Source organism: Sorangium sp. So ce124 (assembly GCF_051525235.1).
Lineage (GTDB): Bacteria > Myxococcota_A > Polyangia > Polyangiales > Polyangiaceae > Sorangium > Sorangium atrum.
The window spans coordinates 10,623,719-10,639,334 of sequence record NZ_CP150312.1; the positions used below are offsets into that span (position 1 = coordinate 10,623,719).

The 15,616-nt window shown below is 65.2% G+C and carries 15 protein-coding genes; 10 read left to right on the top strand and 5 right to left on the bottom strand.

Annotated features, from left to right (window positions below):
* Positions 1 to 32 precede the first annotated feature (32 nt).
* The 4 genes from WMF19_RS39920 to WMF19_RS39935 all read left to right on the top strand — a co-directional run bounded on the left by WMF19_RS39920 (position 33) and on the right by WMF19_RS39935 (position 5,874).
* Positions 33 to 947 carry an AlbA family DNA-binding domain-containing protein gene (locus WMF19_RS39920; protein WP_437895160.1) on the top strand — a complete coding sequence of 305 codons (915 nt, stop codon included), beginning with the start codon at positions 33 to 35 and terminating at the stop codon, positions 945 to 947.
* Between the two features lie 298 nt (positions 948 to 1,245).
* Positions 1,246 to 2,589, top strand: a complete 1,344-nt coding sequence (locus tag WMF19_RS39925; RefSeq protein WP_437895162.1) for a hypothetical protein — start codon at positions 1,246 to 1,248, stop codon at positions 2,587 to 2,589.
* Positions 2,590 to 3,942: 1,353 nt separating this feature from the next.
* Positions 3,943 to 4,341 carry a hypothetical protein gene (locus WMF19_RS39930; RefSeq protein WP_437895164.1) on the top strand — a complete coding sequence of 133 codons (399 nt, stop codon included), beginning with the start codon at positions 3,943 to 3,945 and terminating at the stop codon, positions 4,339 to 4,341.
* A gap of 213 nt (positions 4,342 to 4,554) precedes the next feature.
* Positions 4,555 to 5,874: a PIN domain-containing protein gene (locus tag WMF19_RS39935; protein WP_437895166.1), complete on the top strand. Its 1,320-nt coding sequence runs from the start codon at positions 4,555 to 4,557 to the stop codon at positions 5,872 to 5,874.
* A 231-nt stretch (positions 5,875 to 6,105) separates the two neighbouring features.
* Here the strand turns inward: WMF19_RS39935 and WMF19_RS39940 are convergent, their stop codons facing one another.
* Positions 6,106 to 6,369 carry a hypothetical protein gene (locus tag WMF19_RS39940; RefSeq protein WP_437895168.1) on the bottom strand — a complete coding sequence of 88 codons (264 nt, stop codon included), beginning with the start codon at positions 6,367 to 6,369 and terminating at the stop codon, positions 6,106 to 6,108.
* Between the two features lie 54 nt (positions 6,370 to 6,423).
* Between WMF19_RS39940 and WMF19_RS39945 the strand changes: the two genes are divergently transcribed.
* The 3 genes from WMF19_RS39945 to WMF19_RS39955 all read left to right on the top strand — a co-directional run bounded on the left by WMF19_RS39945 (position 6,424) and on the right by WMF19_RS39955 (position 7,307).
* Complete coding sequence (locus WMF19_RS39945; RefSeq protein WP_437895170.1) at positions 6,424 to 6,621, top strand: hypothetical protein; 198 nt, start codon at positions 6,424 to 6,426, stop codon at positions 6,619 to 6,621.
* Positions 6,618 to 6,995 carry a hypothetical protein gene (locus WMF19_RS39950; protein ID WP_437895172.1) on the top strand — a complete coding sequence of 126 codons (378 nt, stop codon included), beginning with the start codon at positions 6,618 to 6,620 and terminating at the stop codon, positions 6,993 to 6,995. Before WMF19_RS39945 ends, WMF19_RS39950 begins: the two co-directional genes overlap by 4 nt.
* A gap of 69 nt (positions 6,996 to 7,064) precedes the next feature.
* Positions 7,065 to 7,307 carry a hypothetical protein gene (locus WMF19_RS39955; RefSeq protein WP_437895174.1) on the top strand — a complete coding sequence of 81 codons (243 nt, stop codon included), beginning with the start codon at positions 7,065 to 7,067 and terminating at the stop codon, positions 7,305 to 7,307.
* Between the two features lie 208 nt (positions 7,308 to 7,515).
* Here the strand turns inward: WMF19_RS39955 and WMF19_RS39960 are convergent, their stop codons facing one another.
* The 3 genes from WMF19_RS39960 to WMF19_RS39970 all read right to left on the bottom strand — a co-directional run bounded on the left by WMF19_RS39960 (position 7,516) and on the right by WMF19_RS39970 (position 10,473).
* The gene (locus WMF19_RS39960) at positions 7,516 to 9,297 is read right to left on the bottom strand and encodes a recombinase family protein (RefSeq protein ID WP_437895158.1); all 1,782 of its coding nucleotides are present in this window, start codon (positions 9,295 to 9,297) and stop codon (positions 7,516 to 7,518) included.
* Between the two features lie 325 nt (positions 9,298 to 9,622).
* Positions 9,623 to 10,156 (bottom strand): transposase, encoded by a 534-nt coding sequence (locus WMF19_RS39965; RefSeq protein WP_437901720.1) that lies wholly within the window; start codon positions 10,154 to 10,156, stop codon positions 9,623 to 9,625.
* 104 nt (positions 10,157 to 10,260) lie between these two features.
* Entirely contained in the window at positions 10,261 to 10,473 is a 213-nt protein-coding gene (locus WMF19_RS39970; RefSeq protein ID WP_272104003.1) for a hypothetical protein, read from the bottom strand.
* Between the two features lie 687 nt (positions 10,474 to 11,160).
* On the opposite strand from WMF19_RS39970, the gene WMF19_RS39975 reads away from it, so the two are divergent.
* Positions 11,161 to 11,415 (top strand): hypothetical protein, encoded by a 255-nt coding sequence (locus WMF19_RS39975; RefSeq protein ID WP_437895176.1) that lies wholly within the window; start codon positions 11,161 to 11,163, stop codon positions 11,413 to 11,415.
* 138 nt (positions 11,416 to 11,553) lie between these two features.
* On the opposite strand, the gene WMF19_RS39980 is transcribed toward WMF19_RS39975, so the two are convergent.
* A complete protein-coding gene (locus WMF19_RS39980) occupies positions 11,554 to 12,606 on the bottom strand; it encodes an RNA polymerase sigma factor (RefSeq protein WP_437895177.1) in 1,053 nt (350 codons plus the stop codon).
* A 258-nt stretch (positions 12,607 to 12,864) separates the two neighbouring features.
* On the opposite strand from WMF19_RS39980, the gene WMF19_RS39985 reads away from it, so the two are divergent.
* Together WMF19_RS39985 and WMF19_RS39990 are read left to right on the top strand one after the other, a co-directional pair.
* Positions 12,865 to 13,941 carry a hypothetical protein gene (locus WMF19_RS39985; protein ID WP_437895178.1) on the top strand — a complete coding sequence of 359 codons (1,077 nt, stop codon included), beginning with the start codon at positions 12,865 to 12,867 and terminating at the stop codon, positions 13,939 to 13,941.
* A gap of 77 nt (positions 13,942 to 14,018) precedes the next feature.
* Positions 14,019 to 15,581, top strand: coding sequence for a hypothetical protein (locus WMF19_RS39990; RefSeq protein ID WP_437895179.1), 1,563 nt, complete (start codon positions 14,019 to 14,021; stop codon positions 15,579 to 15,581).
* Positions 15,582 to 15,616 lie beyond the last annotated feature (35 nt).

Consider the following 15,616-nt stretch of genomic DNA (forward strand, 5'->3'; position numbering starts at 1 on the left):
TCGCCCCGCGCCTCGGTAAGCTCCATGTCTGCATGTACTCGACCTACCGTAGGATCGCGACCTTCAGCGACGTCCCCCCCGCCGGGCCGCTGAACCTGACGGCGAGGGAGCATCACCGGCTGGACTTCAAGGAGACAGCTTCGCCGACGACCGTCTGGGAGCACGCGAAGGACGTCGCATCCCTGAGCAACACGTTCGGCGGGGTGATTCTCATCGGCGCGAGGGCCAAAGGAGGGATCCTAGAGCACAAGGGAATCCCGTCTGCATTCGCTGCCGATCTGAAGGAGGCATACGAGCAAGCGGCAAACAACCACTGCTCACCCGCAGTGATCCTCGACGTGATCCCAATTCCGATCCCTGCGCTTTCAGGGAACCTGGTGTTCCTTGCTGTCAATGTGGAACCCACGATCGAAGGCCCGATCGGCGCGAAGGCGGAGAGGAAAGATCGCAATGGAGTGACGATCGTCGACGAGAACGCCTGGGTCTTCCCAGTCCGTGAGGCGAGCCAGACGAAGTACCTCACACCGAACGAACTGCCCATGTACATGAACCCCAAGGTTCGCCGAACACTTCTTCTCCTCGACTGCATCAAGGATGGATCTTTCGTCCAACTGTGGGTTCCGCCTGGTCCTCCTACGGACGAGGCCATACTGGACAGCACTATTGGACAACATGTTGATGAACATGTGTATGGCCCCCTGTCTCTCGAATCCATAAATGCAACAAAGGGGGCCGCCGATCTCGCCAAGAACTCGGCGATATTTGGTTGGCAAAACACAGAAGGTCCGTACGTTCGATTGATAACCGCGGGTGTCCCGCTGACCGATATAGAGGACATCTGGCAAGCACCCGACCACAAATGGAACGTTCGTCTGGGTGGTCGCATCATTCCTCCACAAAACGGATCGGAACCCTGCGTGGCGACCTACTGTCCTGTCGTCCGCTGACGCTCCCCTCCAGCCACGACGCTCTCCGGCGCCGTCCAGTCCCACCCGCCCGCCCCGTAGACCGCTTCTCGACCCTCCGCTGACTATCGCTCGAGGCCTCCTCGTCGGTGTCCTCCTCCCCGTTTGGGAGGGACCGGCCGACCCAGGGGACGCGTGCCCGGCGGAAACGGCCGAGCTCTGAGCCGAGATCGCGCCTACATTGATGCGTGATATCCTACAATCGGTGACCGATGCGCCAGGAGGGAGCGAAGACCTCCATCGGCTTGACGGGCGCACCCGCCGAGGGTCCGATCGATGGATGCCGAAGCCGCCCAGCATCGACGACGTAAGGGACGCCATCGGACGGGCCCTCCAGAAGCACGTCAAGGACTACAATCTGGCGGCCGTCTGTACCGAACTCGGCATCACGCCCAACGAAGAGGGCAAAGTCACCAGCAAGTGGCGCACCGTCCTGAACTGGATGACCAAGGATCCCGAGCAGGTGATGAGCATTGCCGAGCGCGTGGTCGAGCGTTTCCCAACCTATGATCTCGAGGAGGCCGTCTGGAAGCGGCAAGAGGAGCAGCCGGGAATCAGCGAGCTTGCTCGCCGCAAGCTCCTTGCCGATCTGGCGAATCTTCCAAATCCTTGGGGTGAGCTGGGCGTCTTTGCCGTGGTGGACCCGCTGTTTCCCCTGAAGGATTTCCCATCATACGCATCTCTGTCCAAGACTCTTGCGGACGACGTGGAGAGGCACATGGTCCTGAACCCTGGGGATTGGGACATCGAGATGCTAGCCCACAAACTGGGCATGCTCAGTGTCTCAGGGCGACGTTTCCGCCTCTTCCTCGAGGCCCTCCTCGACCCTAAACTCCGTGACGAGGCCGAGCAGAAGCGCTACATCGATACTATCAACCCTCACCTGCGACGGTGTGGGTGGGAACTTCGCGTGGTAGGAGATGATACAGGGTATCCCATTTACCGGGCCGTTCCCCTTCATCGAGGCGTCGAGGGCAGGCCCAAGAACATCATCTTCGCCTCGAGCGTGAAGCCAGACCTGCGGTTCACCGACGCGATCAACAACGACATCGAGATCGTCACGCACAAGGATGAGGTGCTGGTCTATGATCGGCCAATCGCCTCGACGGGCCTGCGATGGCGCGACCTTCAGCAGTGGTGGGCGGAGCAGCGCAACCTGGATGCGGCCTCTAGAAAGACGACGGTGAGTCTGTATAAGCGCCTCCGCTCTTCGCTACCGCAGAACTCGCCACCGCAATACCGGCTCTTCCAAAATTTCTACACGGTGTACAAGGACTCTTTCCGGGATCTGCCCGCTCTCCTGCCGGAGGTGTGGCTGCACTACGATCCCAGAACGGTTGCCGAGCGCGGGCGGGATGCTCTCCTGCGTCAGAGGATGGACTTCCTGATGTTGTTCTCGCACGGCGTGCGCGTGGTCATCGAGGTGGACGGCATGCACCACTATGCGGACGCGAACGGGAGGGCCGACCCTGCGGCGTACGCCATGATGGCGGCGGCCGATCGTGACCTGCGCCTCACCGGCTACGAGGTCTACCGCTTTGGAGCGGCCGAGCTTGTCGGTCCGGAAGGAGAAGAGGCGGCGGCGGCGTTCTTCCGCGAGCTCTTCCTCTTGCACCCGCCCTGACTCACTCGACGCCCCCCTCGTCGCCAGCGTGCTCCGCCGGCTCCCCAGCTCCTCGTGCCCGCCGGCCCAAGCAGTCCCTCGGCCCCGAGGAGCGGCGGACGCATGACGCATACAACGCAACGCATCATAGACACGCCGTGATGGAGGGGCTGGATCCCGGACGCGGGCGGACTTCCCGTCGTTATGGTGACCGGGTAGCCTTGTCAGGATGCTGACGATCCGTGCGATGGCTGCGATGGGGCCGTGGATCTTAACATACATCGATGTACTTGATCGTCGGACCGGACAATGCGAACGATGCGGCGAGTCGATTCGTTACGTCTGGGTTATGGAGAAGCAGACCGAACCTAAGGAGGTCTGGCGAATCGGCTCAACGTGCGGGCCGACACTCGAACTTGTCTCACACGAGATGTGGGAGACGACCACCAAACCTTTCAGGACGAGCCTCAGCCATCTCCGCATTCTGGAACGTCTCGCCCAATGGGAGCGGGACTTTCCGGCTATTCATCCCCGCGATTACGAGCTTGGTTGGGCTGACAGGCAACGTGTTATTATCGCGGCGGGTGAGCTTACCGAACATCAGCGTAGGGTCCTCGGCCATCACATCAGGAATAGGGAAAAGGACTACAGAACCGCTATAATTCAGAGAGGCATCCGCACGAAACCGTAGCCCGCAAGCCTGGCGCATCGCATCATTCGACTGCGTCATAGCGGAGGGGCTGGCTGCCCGGCTAGGGCTGGCGTACGGGCAGGGGCATGGCACCGCCTCCCTCAGACGACGACAGCCCCGTCAACGAGCTCTGGGACGTTCTCCACCCGCCCCCGTCCCACCCGCCGCTGTCCAACATCGAGCAGCTCGTCCCCAGGCTCACCCGCGAGGAGATCGAGGTGGGAATTAAAGCGCTCTCCGATCCGGATCGGAGGCGTTTACGGACCCTTTGCAAGACCCTGGAACAGCCACCGCATTACGTGTTCGGCATGATGGCCGTATTCGGCCTCATCGCCTCGGCATGTGTCAGCGGAGAATGGAGGCACATTCGTGAGCCTCGCGGCCCGCTCGGCGAGAGTGGGTCCTTCCTGGTTGCCCGTGAGGGATTCCTCCACGCTCTCGCTCTGCTCGATGGCCATCCGCCTGACGGTGGGCTCGCCCTGCGGAGGTAGGGCCCCTGCCCTGTTCAAGTGTCTTCGGAGCGCCCCCTCCCAGTTCCAGGTGCGAACGCCACCGTCGCCCAGATCAGCTCGCGACGGGCAACGTCCCGGCTCCGGCCCACCGAGGATGGCGCTGTCCTACATTGTCCAACATTTCGCATCCGAAATTGTTGATCGGGGCTCCCCTCGCTCTGTAGGAGGGGCATGACCCCTCACGACAACGACGACAGCCTCGAGTCCGACTGGGAAGACCTGAAGCCTCCGCCGCGCGTTGAGGTGCTCAGGGACACCCTCTCGGCCGCGGTCACCGAGCTGGTCGACGCCGAGCGGCTCACATCGCACCGGCTCGAGAGGATCCTCCGCCAGCTCAGCTCGGCCGATCGCAGACGCCTCCGCGAGCGGGCACGGAGACGAAACTGGCGGGTCGACCGGATGGCTCGGCACTACATTGGGATCGGCCTTCTCGCATTCGGCGCGCTCGGGCGGCCTCCCATCCTCTGGGTCGACGAGGACGCCGTCCACGCGCCGCTGCTCGCCCGGGCGCTGAGGGCGGGCCTCATGGTCCACATGCTCGCCTCGCCGAACGAGGACGACCCGGTGTAGCTCCGACGTCAGACCGCAAGCGGTGATCGACACCGCGGTCACGCCCCCTCCGGTGGTCCACCTGGCCGGAGCACCTCCTCGCCTGCGTCGTGACGCACACAACGCGGAGCATCATGAGCTATCAGCAGGGGACCCGTCTCTTGGCTGTCCGAAATCCGACAACCAGGCCGATTCTTGGAGGGCCGGCACGCCTGAGGAGTAGGATCCCCCGCCATGAAGAAGCTGTTCCCCGGCAGCTACCCCCCAACTCAGACAGAGTTCGAGGCGATATGGTCGGAGGGCATGTTCGTCTTCGACACGAACATGCTGCTCAACTTCTATCGGTACACCGAAGCAACCCGGAAGGAGTTCCTTGAGCTAGTTAGCTCGCCAGAGGTGGCTCAACGCATCTGGATTCCGCATCGCGTCGCATTTGAGTACCACCGGCTCCTTCATAGTGTCAGGTATGAGCAGTTAGCCGCATGCCTCGAAATGCAGAGTGACATTAAAAAATGGGCCAAGTCCATCCGGTCGGGAGACCATCACAGAAGAGGCGAACAATTCCTAGAGCTCGCGAACAAGCTCGTCGAAGACGCGGAGAGCCAATACATGCACCCAGACCGGCAGGCGCTGATTGAGCGAATTGCTGAATTGTTCGATGGCAAGGTGGGTCTAGCATGGGATGAGAAGCGTCTGACAGAGACCGTCAAGGACGGCGAACAAAGATACAAGAACAAAATCCCTCCCGGCTTCGAAGACAGGAAACCCGGGGACGAAAAATACGGCGATCTGGTTATCTGGTTCCAGATCGTTGATGAGGCGAGGAAACGCCAGAAGCCCGTTATCTTCGTAACTGACGAAGTGAAGGAGGACTGGTGGCTTCGCATTGGCGGCAGAACGGTGGGACCGTTGCCCGCTCTGCGAAACGAGATGTTCGAGAAGGCAAATGTCATGTTCTACATGTACTCGGGAGACCGGTTTCTTGAGCAGGCTAGAACATCTCTAAAGCGTCCCGTTGCCGATGCGACCGTAGCCGAGGTCAAGCATGTTCGCGAGGAACAAAATCGAAAACAATTGTCAGTCGATGACGTTAGAGACATTCACAACATTCTTGTTGCTGGTCATGCGGATGAGGTAGAGCGACTCAACAAGCAGCGCAGCTATCTTCGCCGATGGCGTGAGGCGTCCCCCTATACATTACTATGGAAAACGCGTCGTGATTCGGCACTTGAAGAGCTGATGGATGCATCGATCCATGGAACATCGCGGGCCAACCCAGCGCTACTGCATTGGGCGAACAGGTTCTCTGCCATACAGACGGACACGGATGAGCCAGAACTAGAGCGACTCCGAAATTGGGTGGACAAGCTCTCAGCTGCCTCTCTAGACCCACTTGATCCAGTACTAGTAGAACTAATACGTAGGCTGGGCGAGTTGGGAGCTGCGCATCGTTCCAGTGATGACCTCACTTCGCAAGAGATCACGGAGGAAGCGGGCTCCTCCGCCCCCGCCGAGCAGCCTGAGCCTCCTAGTTCGGGTAAAAAACCGGAGTAGAGAAACGACACGCCGCCGTCTTGGCTCAGCTTCCCGCCCAACCCAGCCCGGTCAAATCACGAATCCCTCTCAGGTCACGCTCGGGTCAGCGAGTCACAGTCTGGTCAGCGCCGGACAGGGTGGTCATTTTGTCGATAAGGCTTTAATTCCGCGGCCTTGATAGGGCCGTGAAACCAAAGCTTACTCAGGAACTTGCCGACGAACTGAAGCCCCTACTCCGAACTGAAGCCCCTACTCGAGGAGGGCTACACGGTCCGCCGTCCTCGGGACTACCTGAAGGCCAAGCACGGGATCGACATCTGCCACGGGAAAGCCGTTGGCTGGCGCTCGAAGATCCTGAACGAGGAGGCGTTCGTCTCGCGGGCCTCCAGCGAAGACGCCGCGGAGCGGGCGTACAGGGACCGGATCTCTGCCGAGGCGGTCCGCTCCGCCCTGGAGCTCGAGGCTGCCAAGGATGCGGCCCTCGACCTCGACCAGCTCGAGGAACGCCGCCACCTGTACGCCTCCCGGGCCGATGAGGTGTAGGCCCTCCTCCCGCGCGCGAAGCGGATGACCCCCTCGCTCTACCTCAGGCTCGAGGAGCTCCACCTCCGGGCTCTCGCCCTGAAGATCAGGATCGCCGGCCTCAGCGTAGATGAGGACCAGATCAAGGACGTCGACGAGATCCTCAACACGAAGATCGCGGAGCTCTCCCAGAGGGTCGAGAGCGCGGGCGAGGAGTCACCCGACCTTGCGGAGGGCTCGTGAACTTCACCGCGCAGCAGGAGCTTTCCTGGTTCTTCAACAGCACGCCGGGCACCCGATCCAACTTCGGGTCCTTCGTCGCCCTCATGATGTCAGGGGCGTCCGGTGGCGTCTCCGACCCCGAGCCCATCATCGACGACGAGCTCCTCGACGACGTGGCCCGGCACCGGGACATCGGGCGTCGCCTGTCCCACCTGCCAACCAGGCAGGTCCGCGCCCTTCGGGCGACCCTATCCCATCGGCAGCACCACCCGCAGCTCGCCGCCGCCCTCTCCGAGGTCACCGGCCTCGTCCTCATGGACCACGAGCAGCGGCAGCTCCTGAGCCTCGTGGCCCGTCGCGACCCCAGCTCCGGGAGCAGGCACGCCAGGAGCTGAAGGCAGCCCTCCCCGCGTTCGCGGAGGTGCGTTGTGGCCGCTGATGCGCCCTTACTCAATTGTCGGGAGGTGGCCCAGCTCCTCCGGTTCGAGGGCTCGCCCAAGGCTCAGCGTGCCCGGGTCCGGCGGCTGGTCGCCTCCATCGAGCAGCGGACGGGCAAGACCATCCACCGCCGGGTCGGAAGCGGGTGGCTCATCCCTCGGTCGGCGATCGAGAGCCTCATGAGCCCGGAGACCGGGCTCGCCGATCGGGTTGAGGAGCTGGAGCAGCAGGTCCGGGACCTCACGATGAGGATCGGCGCGCGTAGGTAAAAGAAGCCGGATCGCAGCGCGAAGAAGTGTAGCGCAGCAAACCGAAAGGGTGGGACCGCGAACGTCGTGATGGCTCGGTCCTGGGCCGAAAGAGCGTGGTCCGGGCGGCGCCCAGCGCGCTACGGGGCGCATCAGCGTGCCGTGGGCACCCGTGTCCGTCCGGGCGTTGGTCTGGCCCGGGAGGCGCGTCGCGAGACGCTATGCGGTGTTACCGGGCGCCTTGGGGCGCAGAACGGTGCTCTTCCAGTACGGCGGCCCTCGGTTGGGAGAGCGTGCTGGAACATCGGTCGGCTCGCCGAGCGCGGAGAGAAAGCGGGCGATGTTCCTTGGCTCGGTCACCAGGGCGACGAGGTTCATCCGCCCCTTGCAAGCTGGGCACTCGAGGACATCGATCCTGCGAACGTAAAGCCGAAAACCGGCCGGAGAGCGGGATCGCGTGCTCGATAGCGACGTGGTCGCCTGTCACGACGACACGCTCGATCAGCAGCCGGACGAGGCGTTGCCGCCCTGCAAAGTCCAGCTTGTCCAGTCCTTCCCGCAACGTCACCGCAAAGGCCGTCAGGTCGTCGGCCAGCTGATTGAGCCGAGTTCGGTCCTGGTCCTGGGCCGCGATCTCCTCGATGCGAACGCGCACCGCGCGCTGCTCGGCATCGAGGCGATCGCGCCGCGCCTTGAGCTCCTCGACGGATATCGCGCCGGCCTGATAGGCGTCGACCAGCCGTTCGACGTGAGTCTGGAGCTTGCGCTCGGCGCTCTCGAGACGGGCACGGTCACGGCGATTCTGGTCCTCTCCTGCGCGGCTCGAACGCCATGCCTCAACCTCTTGCAGCAGCATCTGCGGGGACTGAATCCACGATACCAGCGCGTCCCATACAACCGCATCGAGCTCGTCGCGACGGATGTACTTGGCTTTGCACCGCTTGTCATGGCCGCGCACTTCGGCGAGGCGGCGTCGGCATCCATAATAGAAGTACTCGTAGGGCACGCCGGACCGCGGGGCCTGTCGATGGCCCTCCATGCGCCACCCGCATTCACCGCAGACGACGAGCGACCGGAGAAGGTAGTCGTACTTGAGGTGCCGCGGCGCCTGCCACCGGTGCTTCGCGAGGATCGCGCGGACCTCGGCTTGCTCCTTTTCGTCAACGATCGGAGGGACCGGAATGATGAGCCACTCCTGCTTGGGACGGAAGCGGCTGGAGCTCTTGAGGTGCTTTCGGTAGGAACCCGGCTTTTTCGGTCGTGCCGGTTCGACCGACATCCGACGACCGTAGGTCGCCATGCCAGTATAGGTGGGGTCGGTCAGCACCCCATGGACGCGGCCCTCGGTCCACCGCGCCGCCCTGCGGGGACGTATCCCCTGTGCGTTCAGTCGCCTGGCGACGGCGCGTGAGCTGAGATCCTCCTCGCGCACCCACCGGTACATCGCCCGTACATGCTGGGCTTCGACCTCGTCGATGACGACCGTGCGCCGCAGCCCATCGGCAGAGCGTTCGATGGCATAGCCATAGCGTGCGACAGAGCTGTAAGGGAGCATCTGCCCGGCACGCAGTTTGTGAATACGACCGCGACGCGTGCGTTCCATGATCTTCGCGCGCTCATACTCGGCGATGATGCCCTGCATCTGCACGAGCAGGCGGTCCTCGGCACGCTCGGTCGCGGGGCATTCGACGAAGTGTACGTGGACTCCGCGGTTCGTCAGCTCCTCGACCAGCACAACCTGATGCACGTAATTGCGCGCGAGCCGATCGGGAGCGTGTACGAGCACCACGTCGATCAGCCCATCGGCCGCTGCGTCGCGCAACGCGTCCAATCCCGGCCGATCGAGGCGAGCGCCACTGATGCCGTCATCGATGTACCGTCGCTCTGCCGGCACCGTGAGTCCCATGGCGGTCGCTGCGTTCTCGAGCGCTTCGAGCTGCGACGCCACCGTTTGCTCCTGTTCCTGCCGCGCCGTCGAGACGCGCGCATAGAGGGCGGCTCGTTGGCTCATGGTCTCTCCTTTCGTTGCTGTTGCTTGCGTTGGGTTCGTTGCTCCTCTTGGCGCCGTCGTCCCCGCTCCTGCGCAACCCGATCGGGGGGCTTGCCGCGGCGTCGATCACGAGGCCGACCGCCAGGCTGAGCCGAGATGAACCGTCGGGCTGGGGCCGCGCTCTCCACTCGATCCTCCACGCACGCTGGGTCATGGATCCCCGCCTTCCTTTCGGGGACCCCCTCACGACCCCACTCCGTTGACGGGAGCGACCCATCTGCAGCCTCATTCCCACCCTTCCCGGAATTCCTGCGGATCTTGAAAACACGCCGGTACAGCACCAGCCTCAGCAGGTTTTCATGCTTTGCGTTCGCAGGATGTCGATCGCAAATGTGCGGCGCAAGAGCTCGGCCCACGGTCGATAGCCGCCACGCTTGCGTTTCGGAGCGGCGTCATCGTCCGCCTTCGTAGGCTCTTCTGGCTTCGCAGGGCGCGGTCCGATGCGCTTGCGCCATGGACTTGTCGAGGCGAGCACGCCAGTGTACTTCACGGTGTGAAAGCGCGGCGGCGGGACGCTGGCCGCGAGGCGGCACAGGAGCGAGAGCGGATCCATGTCCACTGCGACGGTCCCGTCAGCGAAGGCGCGCTTGAGCGAGAGCCGCACCAGGCCGTCCTGCTGCGGCTCGACGCGCTCCTTTGCGATCGGGGGGCTATCAGCTCCGGCGCGCTGCTCGCCCTTACACGCCTTCCCCGTCGCCTTCGGTACCACGATGCTGTGTTGCTTCGCATGCGGCGCGAGCACGCGGTGGTAGATCACGAGCGGAACTCTGGGCGGCGGTACCAGCGCCGCGAGCCGCGCCAGCAGCTCGACCGGCGTCATCACGCGGTGGGTGCCGCCGCGCCCTCCGTACTTGACGCGGTAGGCAAATTGAGGCGCGGCGGGCCGGTTGCGCCGACGCCACGATGACGCGGGTTCGTCGGCAGCTAGATCGTGGCCTCGTCATCCCTCAGAAGCCCGTCAATCTTGCTTAGCAGATCTCGCTTGACCCGCTGCCGGTTCAGTTCGTCTTCGTAACCGGCCTTGACAGATGCCACCTTGACAACGCCCTTGATCATCATCAGAGCGTCGATCGTTCGCTGCGCCTCATCGTCGTCCAAGTCGCGCCGAAAGTGGACAACCAGACCCTTGACGCTCATTGCAATCCCACTCCCCGCACCGAGATCTCGCTGGCTTCCCGAAGCATAATGATATTACGGAATTCACCCATGGCTCCCTACTCCCGGAAGGGTCGTGTTCAGCGGAGAGCGCTCTACGTCCTCCCAATTGGCAGCCGTTGCGGAACCCGGCCCGCCTTCGTCACGCTGTACCGGGAAGCTCGTCAGCGTCGCAGCGCGCCGGGCGGGCTCAGTCCCCGTGGCGGCGCGGACAGGGAGCGGCGACCGAAGCCGCGGCAGTGGAGGCGGCGGGAGCTTCGCCCGCGGGCTCCTGGCCGCAAGCTCGGGAGACGGCACCACAGGCGGAGGAACGTCGAGCGCGCGGGGAGGTAGCGTCGGCGGTGTCGAGCTCTGCGCCGGCGACGACGCCGGACGCGCCGAGCTCTCGCGCTTGGTTACGGGCTCGCCGACCTGGATCACCACGGTCTCCTCGGCGTCGGTCCGGTGGTCGCCGTGCAGCTGCCAGAGGCGCTCCCAGTACCGCGCCGGCGTGCCGGTGAAGGCCTCCAGCTGCCGAGCAAGGCCGGGCGTCATCGGGAGGTCGCTCCTCAGCAACCGCTCCACCTCCCTCGGCTCCAACCCCGTGCTCTCGGCCAGCTTCCTCCTCCACGACGGCGTCGTCGCGCAGAACGACTCGAGGACCCTTCCTGGCCAGGGGACGGGACGCGCGTGGGCGTCTGTCAGCTCTGCAAGCGCCGCATCGACGTGACAGTCCAGAAGGCGCCAGCATCGGTCACGCTCCGCCGCAGCCTGCTCCTTCGCATCGGTGAGGGCTGCCTCGTCGTCGTCATGCGCGTGCTCGCGCGCCTCGCGAAGCCCGCGCTCGCGTCCGAGCGCTTCGCGCGCGGTGACCGCGAAGCCGATCGCGACGCAGGCTATCATCGCGAGTCCGAGCGGCGAAATGAGCCACATCGCACCAAGTAGATCCTCCATCCTATCCATCGCGTTTCGTCTCCTGGACGTGAACGTCCTTGTCTGGACGCAAGGCAGATCTCGGCCTTGTGCCGTCCGACGACACCACCTGCGTCACCGCCCGCTGGCTGCCGGAGGGACGCCGAGGACTCAGCGAATCTGCGCTAGGAGTGCTTCGCGCTCCGCGGCGAGCTGTCCTTGCGGGAACTCCCGCGCATGTGTCTCAAGCAATCGGCGCGCCTCTGCGACCGCGTTGTGGTTCTCGATGGCCCTTCGGGCCTCGTCGATGAGGCTCTGCTCGCGCTGGCTGACGGCTGGGACCACGGCGCGGACGGGGAGCGAGGTACGACGAATCGGCGCGCCTGACGGAGCAGGCGCCCGTGCGCCTCGGTCCTGCGCCGGCTGCGCGACCTCCTGCGCGGTGGGCGTGGCCGAAGCGCGCAGGGGAAGTTGGGCCGGAGGCGGCGCGATCTCCACCACCGCCGGAGCGGGCGCAGGAGCGCGCACCACCGCCGCCCGCAACCACGACGCCGGGTTGAACGAGTCCGGCAACGCCGCGACGACGGCACCGGTCAGCACGACGATCGCTCCCTGCACCAGGATCTTGATGCCCAGGCGGCCTAGCTTGCTCGGCCACCCCTCGCGGCAGCGCAAATGGAAGGCGAACGGGACGCACGCAGCGTCGTCCCATCCGTGCGAGCGCTGCCGCACTCTCCGGCGTTCCACGGCCGCGTAGAGGTCCTCCAGCGCTCGGCGGTAGTGTGTCCTGACCGTCTTCGGATTGATCCCCAGCTCGGAGGCGATCTCGACGAGCGGCACTTCCTCGATCGCGTGCTTGATCAAGACGTCGCGGTACTTGGGGTCGACCTGGTTGATCAGGTCATGGAGGAGCGCCTCCCGTTGCTGCCTGCGGAGCATCTCTTCAGGAGTCGGGCCCTCCGCCCGAAGCTCGTGGTCGTCGAACGAGGTCAGGACCTCCCCCCGACGGCGTGCGTTCCGGACGTGGTTCCGCGCCTGGTTCAGGACGATGGTGGCATCGTAGGACGCTCGGGCCTCCCCGAACTCGACCCGCTGAGCCGCTTCCAGTCCCCGCAGCAAGGCGTCCTGCGCGAGGTCCTCCGCGTCTTGCGCAGGGACCCCGAGGCGCCGCGCGAGGCGCCGGAGGAACTCGAAGCCGGTGGGGGTGCTGGCTGGCTCGCCCATCACTGGTAGAACACCTGAGCCGCCTGGAGGGCTTCAAAAAAATGCAGGGCAGCCCCAGCGTCCGTCGAACCATGTGCGACATGTAGGGACGCCGCGTCCGCAACTGCACGAGCAGCGGTGGCCGCATTCCCGGACCGGGTGCGATTTTCTCATCCGAACGTTCAGGTTACGACATTTTCAGCGCCGTTGACGCGCCACGGCTGGCGTAAGTACCGTTCATGCATGCGTTTTGTTGCGCAGTCGCTCTGGATATGCCTGATGGTCGGTGTCGTGACCGGCAGTACCTGTCCGGTCCGTGCGGAGGACCGCAGTCCGTCAACCGTACGGAGCGACGGTTCGAGCGTAAAGGACCATCTTCGCCGTGCTCGACGAGCTCGGGCATCGGGAAAGTGGACCGAGGCACACGCCGCCTATAAGGCGGCCTTCGAGGCGATCGACTCGACATCTGTTACAGAGAGAGAATCCGCCGAGATCGCTGGAGAGCTGGGCCTTTGCGAGCTCAAGTTGCGCAAGTTCCGCGATGCGGCGGAGCACCTGGCTTGGAGCCTTGAGCGGCACAAGGCGCTTTCTCCTCAGCAGCAAAAAGGATTCACGGATGGACTGGCCACGGCCGTTCCGTTCCTCGCCACCCTCTATCTGTCGGTGGATCCGCCGGATGCCGAGGTGTTCGTCGACGGCAAGCCCATCGGCTTACCCAGGCGGACCTACAGACTGTTCTTCGAGCCTGGCAAGCACATGGTGCGGGCCCGGGCACCGGGCCGCGAGGAAGGCTCCCAGACGCTGGACGCGCAGGCGGCGACCGAACCGATCATGACGATCCAGTTACCGCGCTCGGCTGTGAGCAGTAGGGGCGACGGCGAGGCAGGGGGCCCAGCGAAGAAAGCGGCCACGGACGCGCAGGCGGCGAGGACCTCCGCGCAGGCTCCGGCGCCGTCGGCTACCTGGCCGGGGACGGTGCGAATTGGCGGCGTCGTGCTCACGACGGCGACGGCGGCGGCCGGCGCGGTGTTCCTCCTGCGCGCTCATGTGGTGCATACCAACCTAGGCGAGGCCAATTCTGTACGTCGCGACCAGGGGTGGAGGTCTGACGCCTGCCGCCAAGCGAGCGCGCCGGGGGCGTGCGCCGACATTCATGCCCAGGTCAAGGAGCGGGACCTGTTCGCCACCCTTGGCAAGGTGTCGCTGGCGGCAAGCACCGTGTTCGGGATCGCGACGGCGGCCTCGTTTCTGACGGAAGTTGCGATCTTCGGGGACGCGCGACCAGCCGAACGCCTCCGCATTGTGCCTATCGCGACGAGCGAGCGGGCAGGTGTGATCCTCGAAGGAGCATGGTGAGGGGGAGGGACATGCGTCGCATATTGAATTGGCGAGGCCGAGAGCTCCTGCGTTCCCTCGCGCCCATCATGCTTGGCATGGCCGGCGCCTCTGGCACGGCTGGGTGCTATTCTGACGACTGTGCAGAGAGCTTCCTGTGCGAGAGCCCTCCTCCGCAACCGGGACCCTGTGACGGCGATCCAGCCACGGCGCAGGCCCTTGATGAATGCGGGGTGTTCGTCAGCGCCCAGGGCGACGACACGAGCCCCGGCACGAAGGGAGCGCCGGTCGCGACGCTCCAGCACGCGATCGGGCTCGCCACGCACGGGCGAGGCCACGGCGAGGGAGCGACCCGGCGCGTGTACGCGTGCGGCGGGTCGTTCGCGGAGAAGATCACGCTGCCCTCGGGGGTCGACCTCTGGGGCGGGCGCCTGTGTGACGGCGGCGATTGGTCGTATGACGGGTCGTTCGGCGGACCGAATCACCCGACGATCATCGCTCCGCAGGTGGGTATCCCGCTGAGGGTGATCGCGGATGACAAAGAGCACGCGACGTCAACGGTCTTCGGCGTGCGCGTCGAGGCGGCGGATGCGTCCGCGGACGACGGCAAGTCGTCGATCGCGATGATCTTGAGCCCTGGGGCCAGGGCAATCGTGCGGCAGAGCAAGATCCTTGCAGGCGATGGCAAGGATGGAGAGCCGGGCGAGGACGCGCCGAGCGTTCGCGCGAACTCCGGTGTGGTGGGGAACGACGGCTCGGACGCCTGCACCGCGGACGCGGCGCTGGGCGCCCTTCCGGTCGTGACCGTGTGCGGCGACGGGATCGAGTCGACGGGTGGCCAGGGGGGCGATGGAGGCCTCGAGACGGGCAGCGACGGAACTTCAGGGCTGCCGGAGCCGCTCGGGAATCCGACCGAGCGCGGCCTGGGTGGATCCGGCGCGGTCAGCATGGCATGCAGGCAGGGGCAGAACGGAGCCGACGGCGCTCCTGCGGAGCGCGCTGCCGGAGCGGATGGCGCTGGCCTCCTGGACGAGTACGGATGGGTCGGCGTCCGCGGGAAGGATGGAGCGAAGGGCGGCGCCGGTCAGGGCGGCGGCGGGGGCGGGGGCGGCAAAGGTCGCGACTCCGCCAGGAACGCGTGTCCGGCAGGTCGGCCCCAGGGCGGTGCGGCCGGCGGCTCGGGGGGCAGTGGCGGCTGCGGTGGCAAGGGGGGCAAGGGAGGCGACTACGGCGGCGCGAGCATCGCGATCGTGGCGTTGCAGGGGAGCGACCTCACAGTCGATGCGAGCACGGTCCTCGGGGCCAAGGGCGGCGACGGCGGGGTCGGCGGAACGGGCCAGTGGGGAGGCTTTGGGGTTGCCGGCGGACACGGCGGAGACGCTCTTCTGACCGACACGTCGCGAGGGTGCCGCGGCGGCTTTGGCGGCGACGGCGGTCGCGGGGGCGATGCCGGCGGCGGTCTCGGCGGCCACTCGCTCGGCATCGGCTCCGTGGGCGCCTCCGTGGCCATCACGGAGTTCGCGAAGGTCTTGCCTGGACAAGCCGGCAAGGGTGGCCGCGGCGGCAATGCACCCTTCGAAAGCACGCCCGGCCAGGGGAAAGCCGGGATTGCGCTGTTCTGGTACCCGTTCGATACGCTAGATCCGGAACCGGCTCGATGAACTACCCTGCGCTGACAGCGCACGTCAGGATGCGC

Coding starts and splice junctions, on each gene's coding strand:
- WMF19_RS39960 (WP_437895158.1), bottom strand. CDS start 9,297: ATGAGCCAACGAGCCGCCCTCTATGCGCGCGTCTCGACGGCGCGGCAG.
- WMF19_RS39920 (WP_437895160.1), top strand. CDS start 33: ATGTACTCGACCTACCGTAGGATCGCGACCTTCAGCGACGTCCCCCCC.
- WMF19_RS39990 (WP_437895179.1), top strand. CDS start 14,019: ATGGCCGGCGCCTCTGGCACGGCTGGGTGCTATTCTGACGACTGTGCA.
- WMF19_RS39980 (WP_437895177.1), bottom strand. CDS start 12,606: ATGGGCGAGCCAGCCAGCACCCCCACCGGCTTCGAGTTCCTCCGGCGC.
- WMF19_RS39935 (WP_437895166.1), top strand. CDS start 4,555: ATGAAGAAGCTGTTCCCCGGCAGCTACCCCCCAACTCAGACAGAGTTC.
- WMF19_RS39970 (WP_272104003.1), bottom strand. CDS start 10,473: ATGAGCGTCAAGGGTCTGGTTGTCCACTTTCGGCGCGACTTGGACGAC.
- WMF19_RS39965 (WP_437901720.1), bottom strand. CDS start 10,156: ATGACGCCGGTCGAGCTGCTGGCGCGGCTCGCGGCGCTGGTACCGCCG.
- WMF19_RS39925 (WP_437895162.1), top strand. CDS start 1,246: ATGCCGAAGCCGCCCAGCATCGACGACGTAAGGGACGCCATCGGACGG.
- WMF19_RS39945 (WP_437895170.1), top strand. CDS start 6,424: ATGACCCCCTCGCTCTACCTCAGGCTCGAGGAGCTCCACCTCCGGGCT.
- WMF19_RS39930 (WP_437895164.1), top strand. CDS start 3,943: ATGACCCCTCACGACAACGACGACAGCCTCGAGTCCGACTGGGAAGAC.
- WMF19_RS39985 (WP_437895178.1), top strand. CDS start 12,865: ATGGTCGGTGTCGTGACCGGCAGTACCTGTCCGGTCCGTGCGGAGGAC.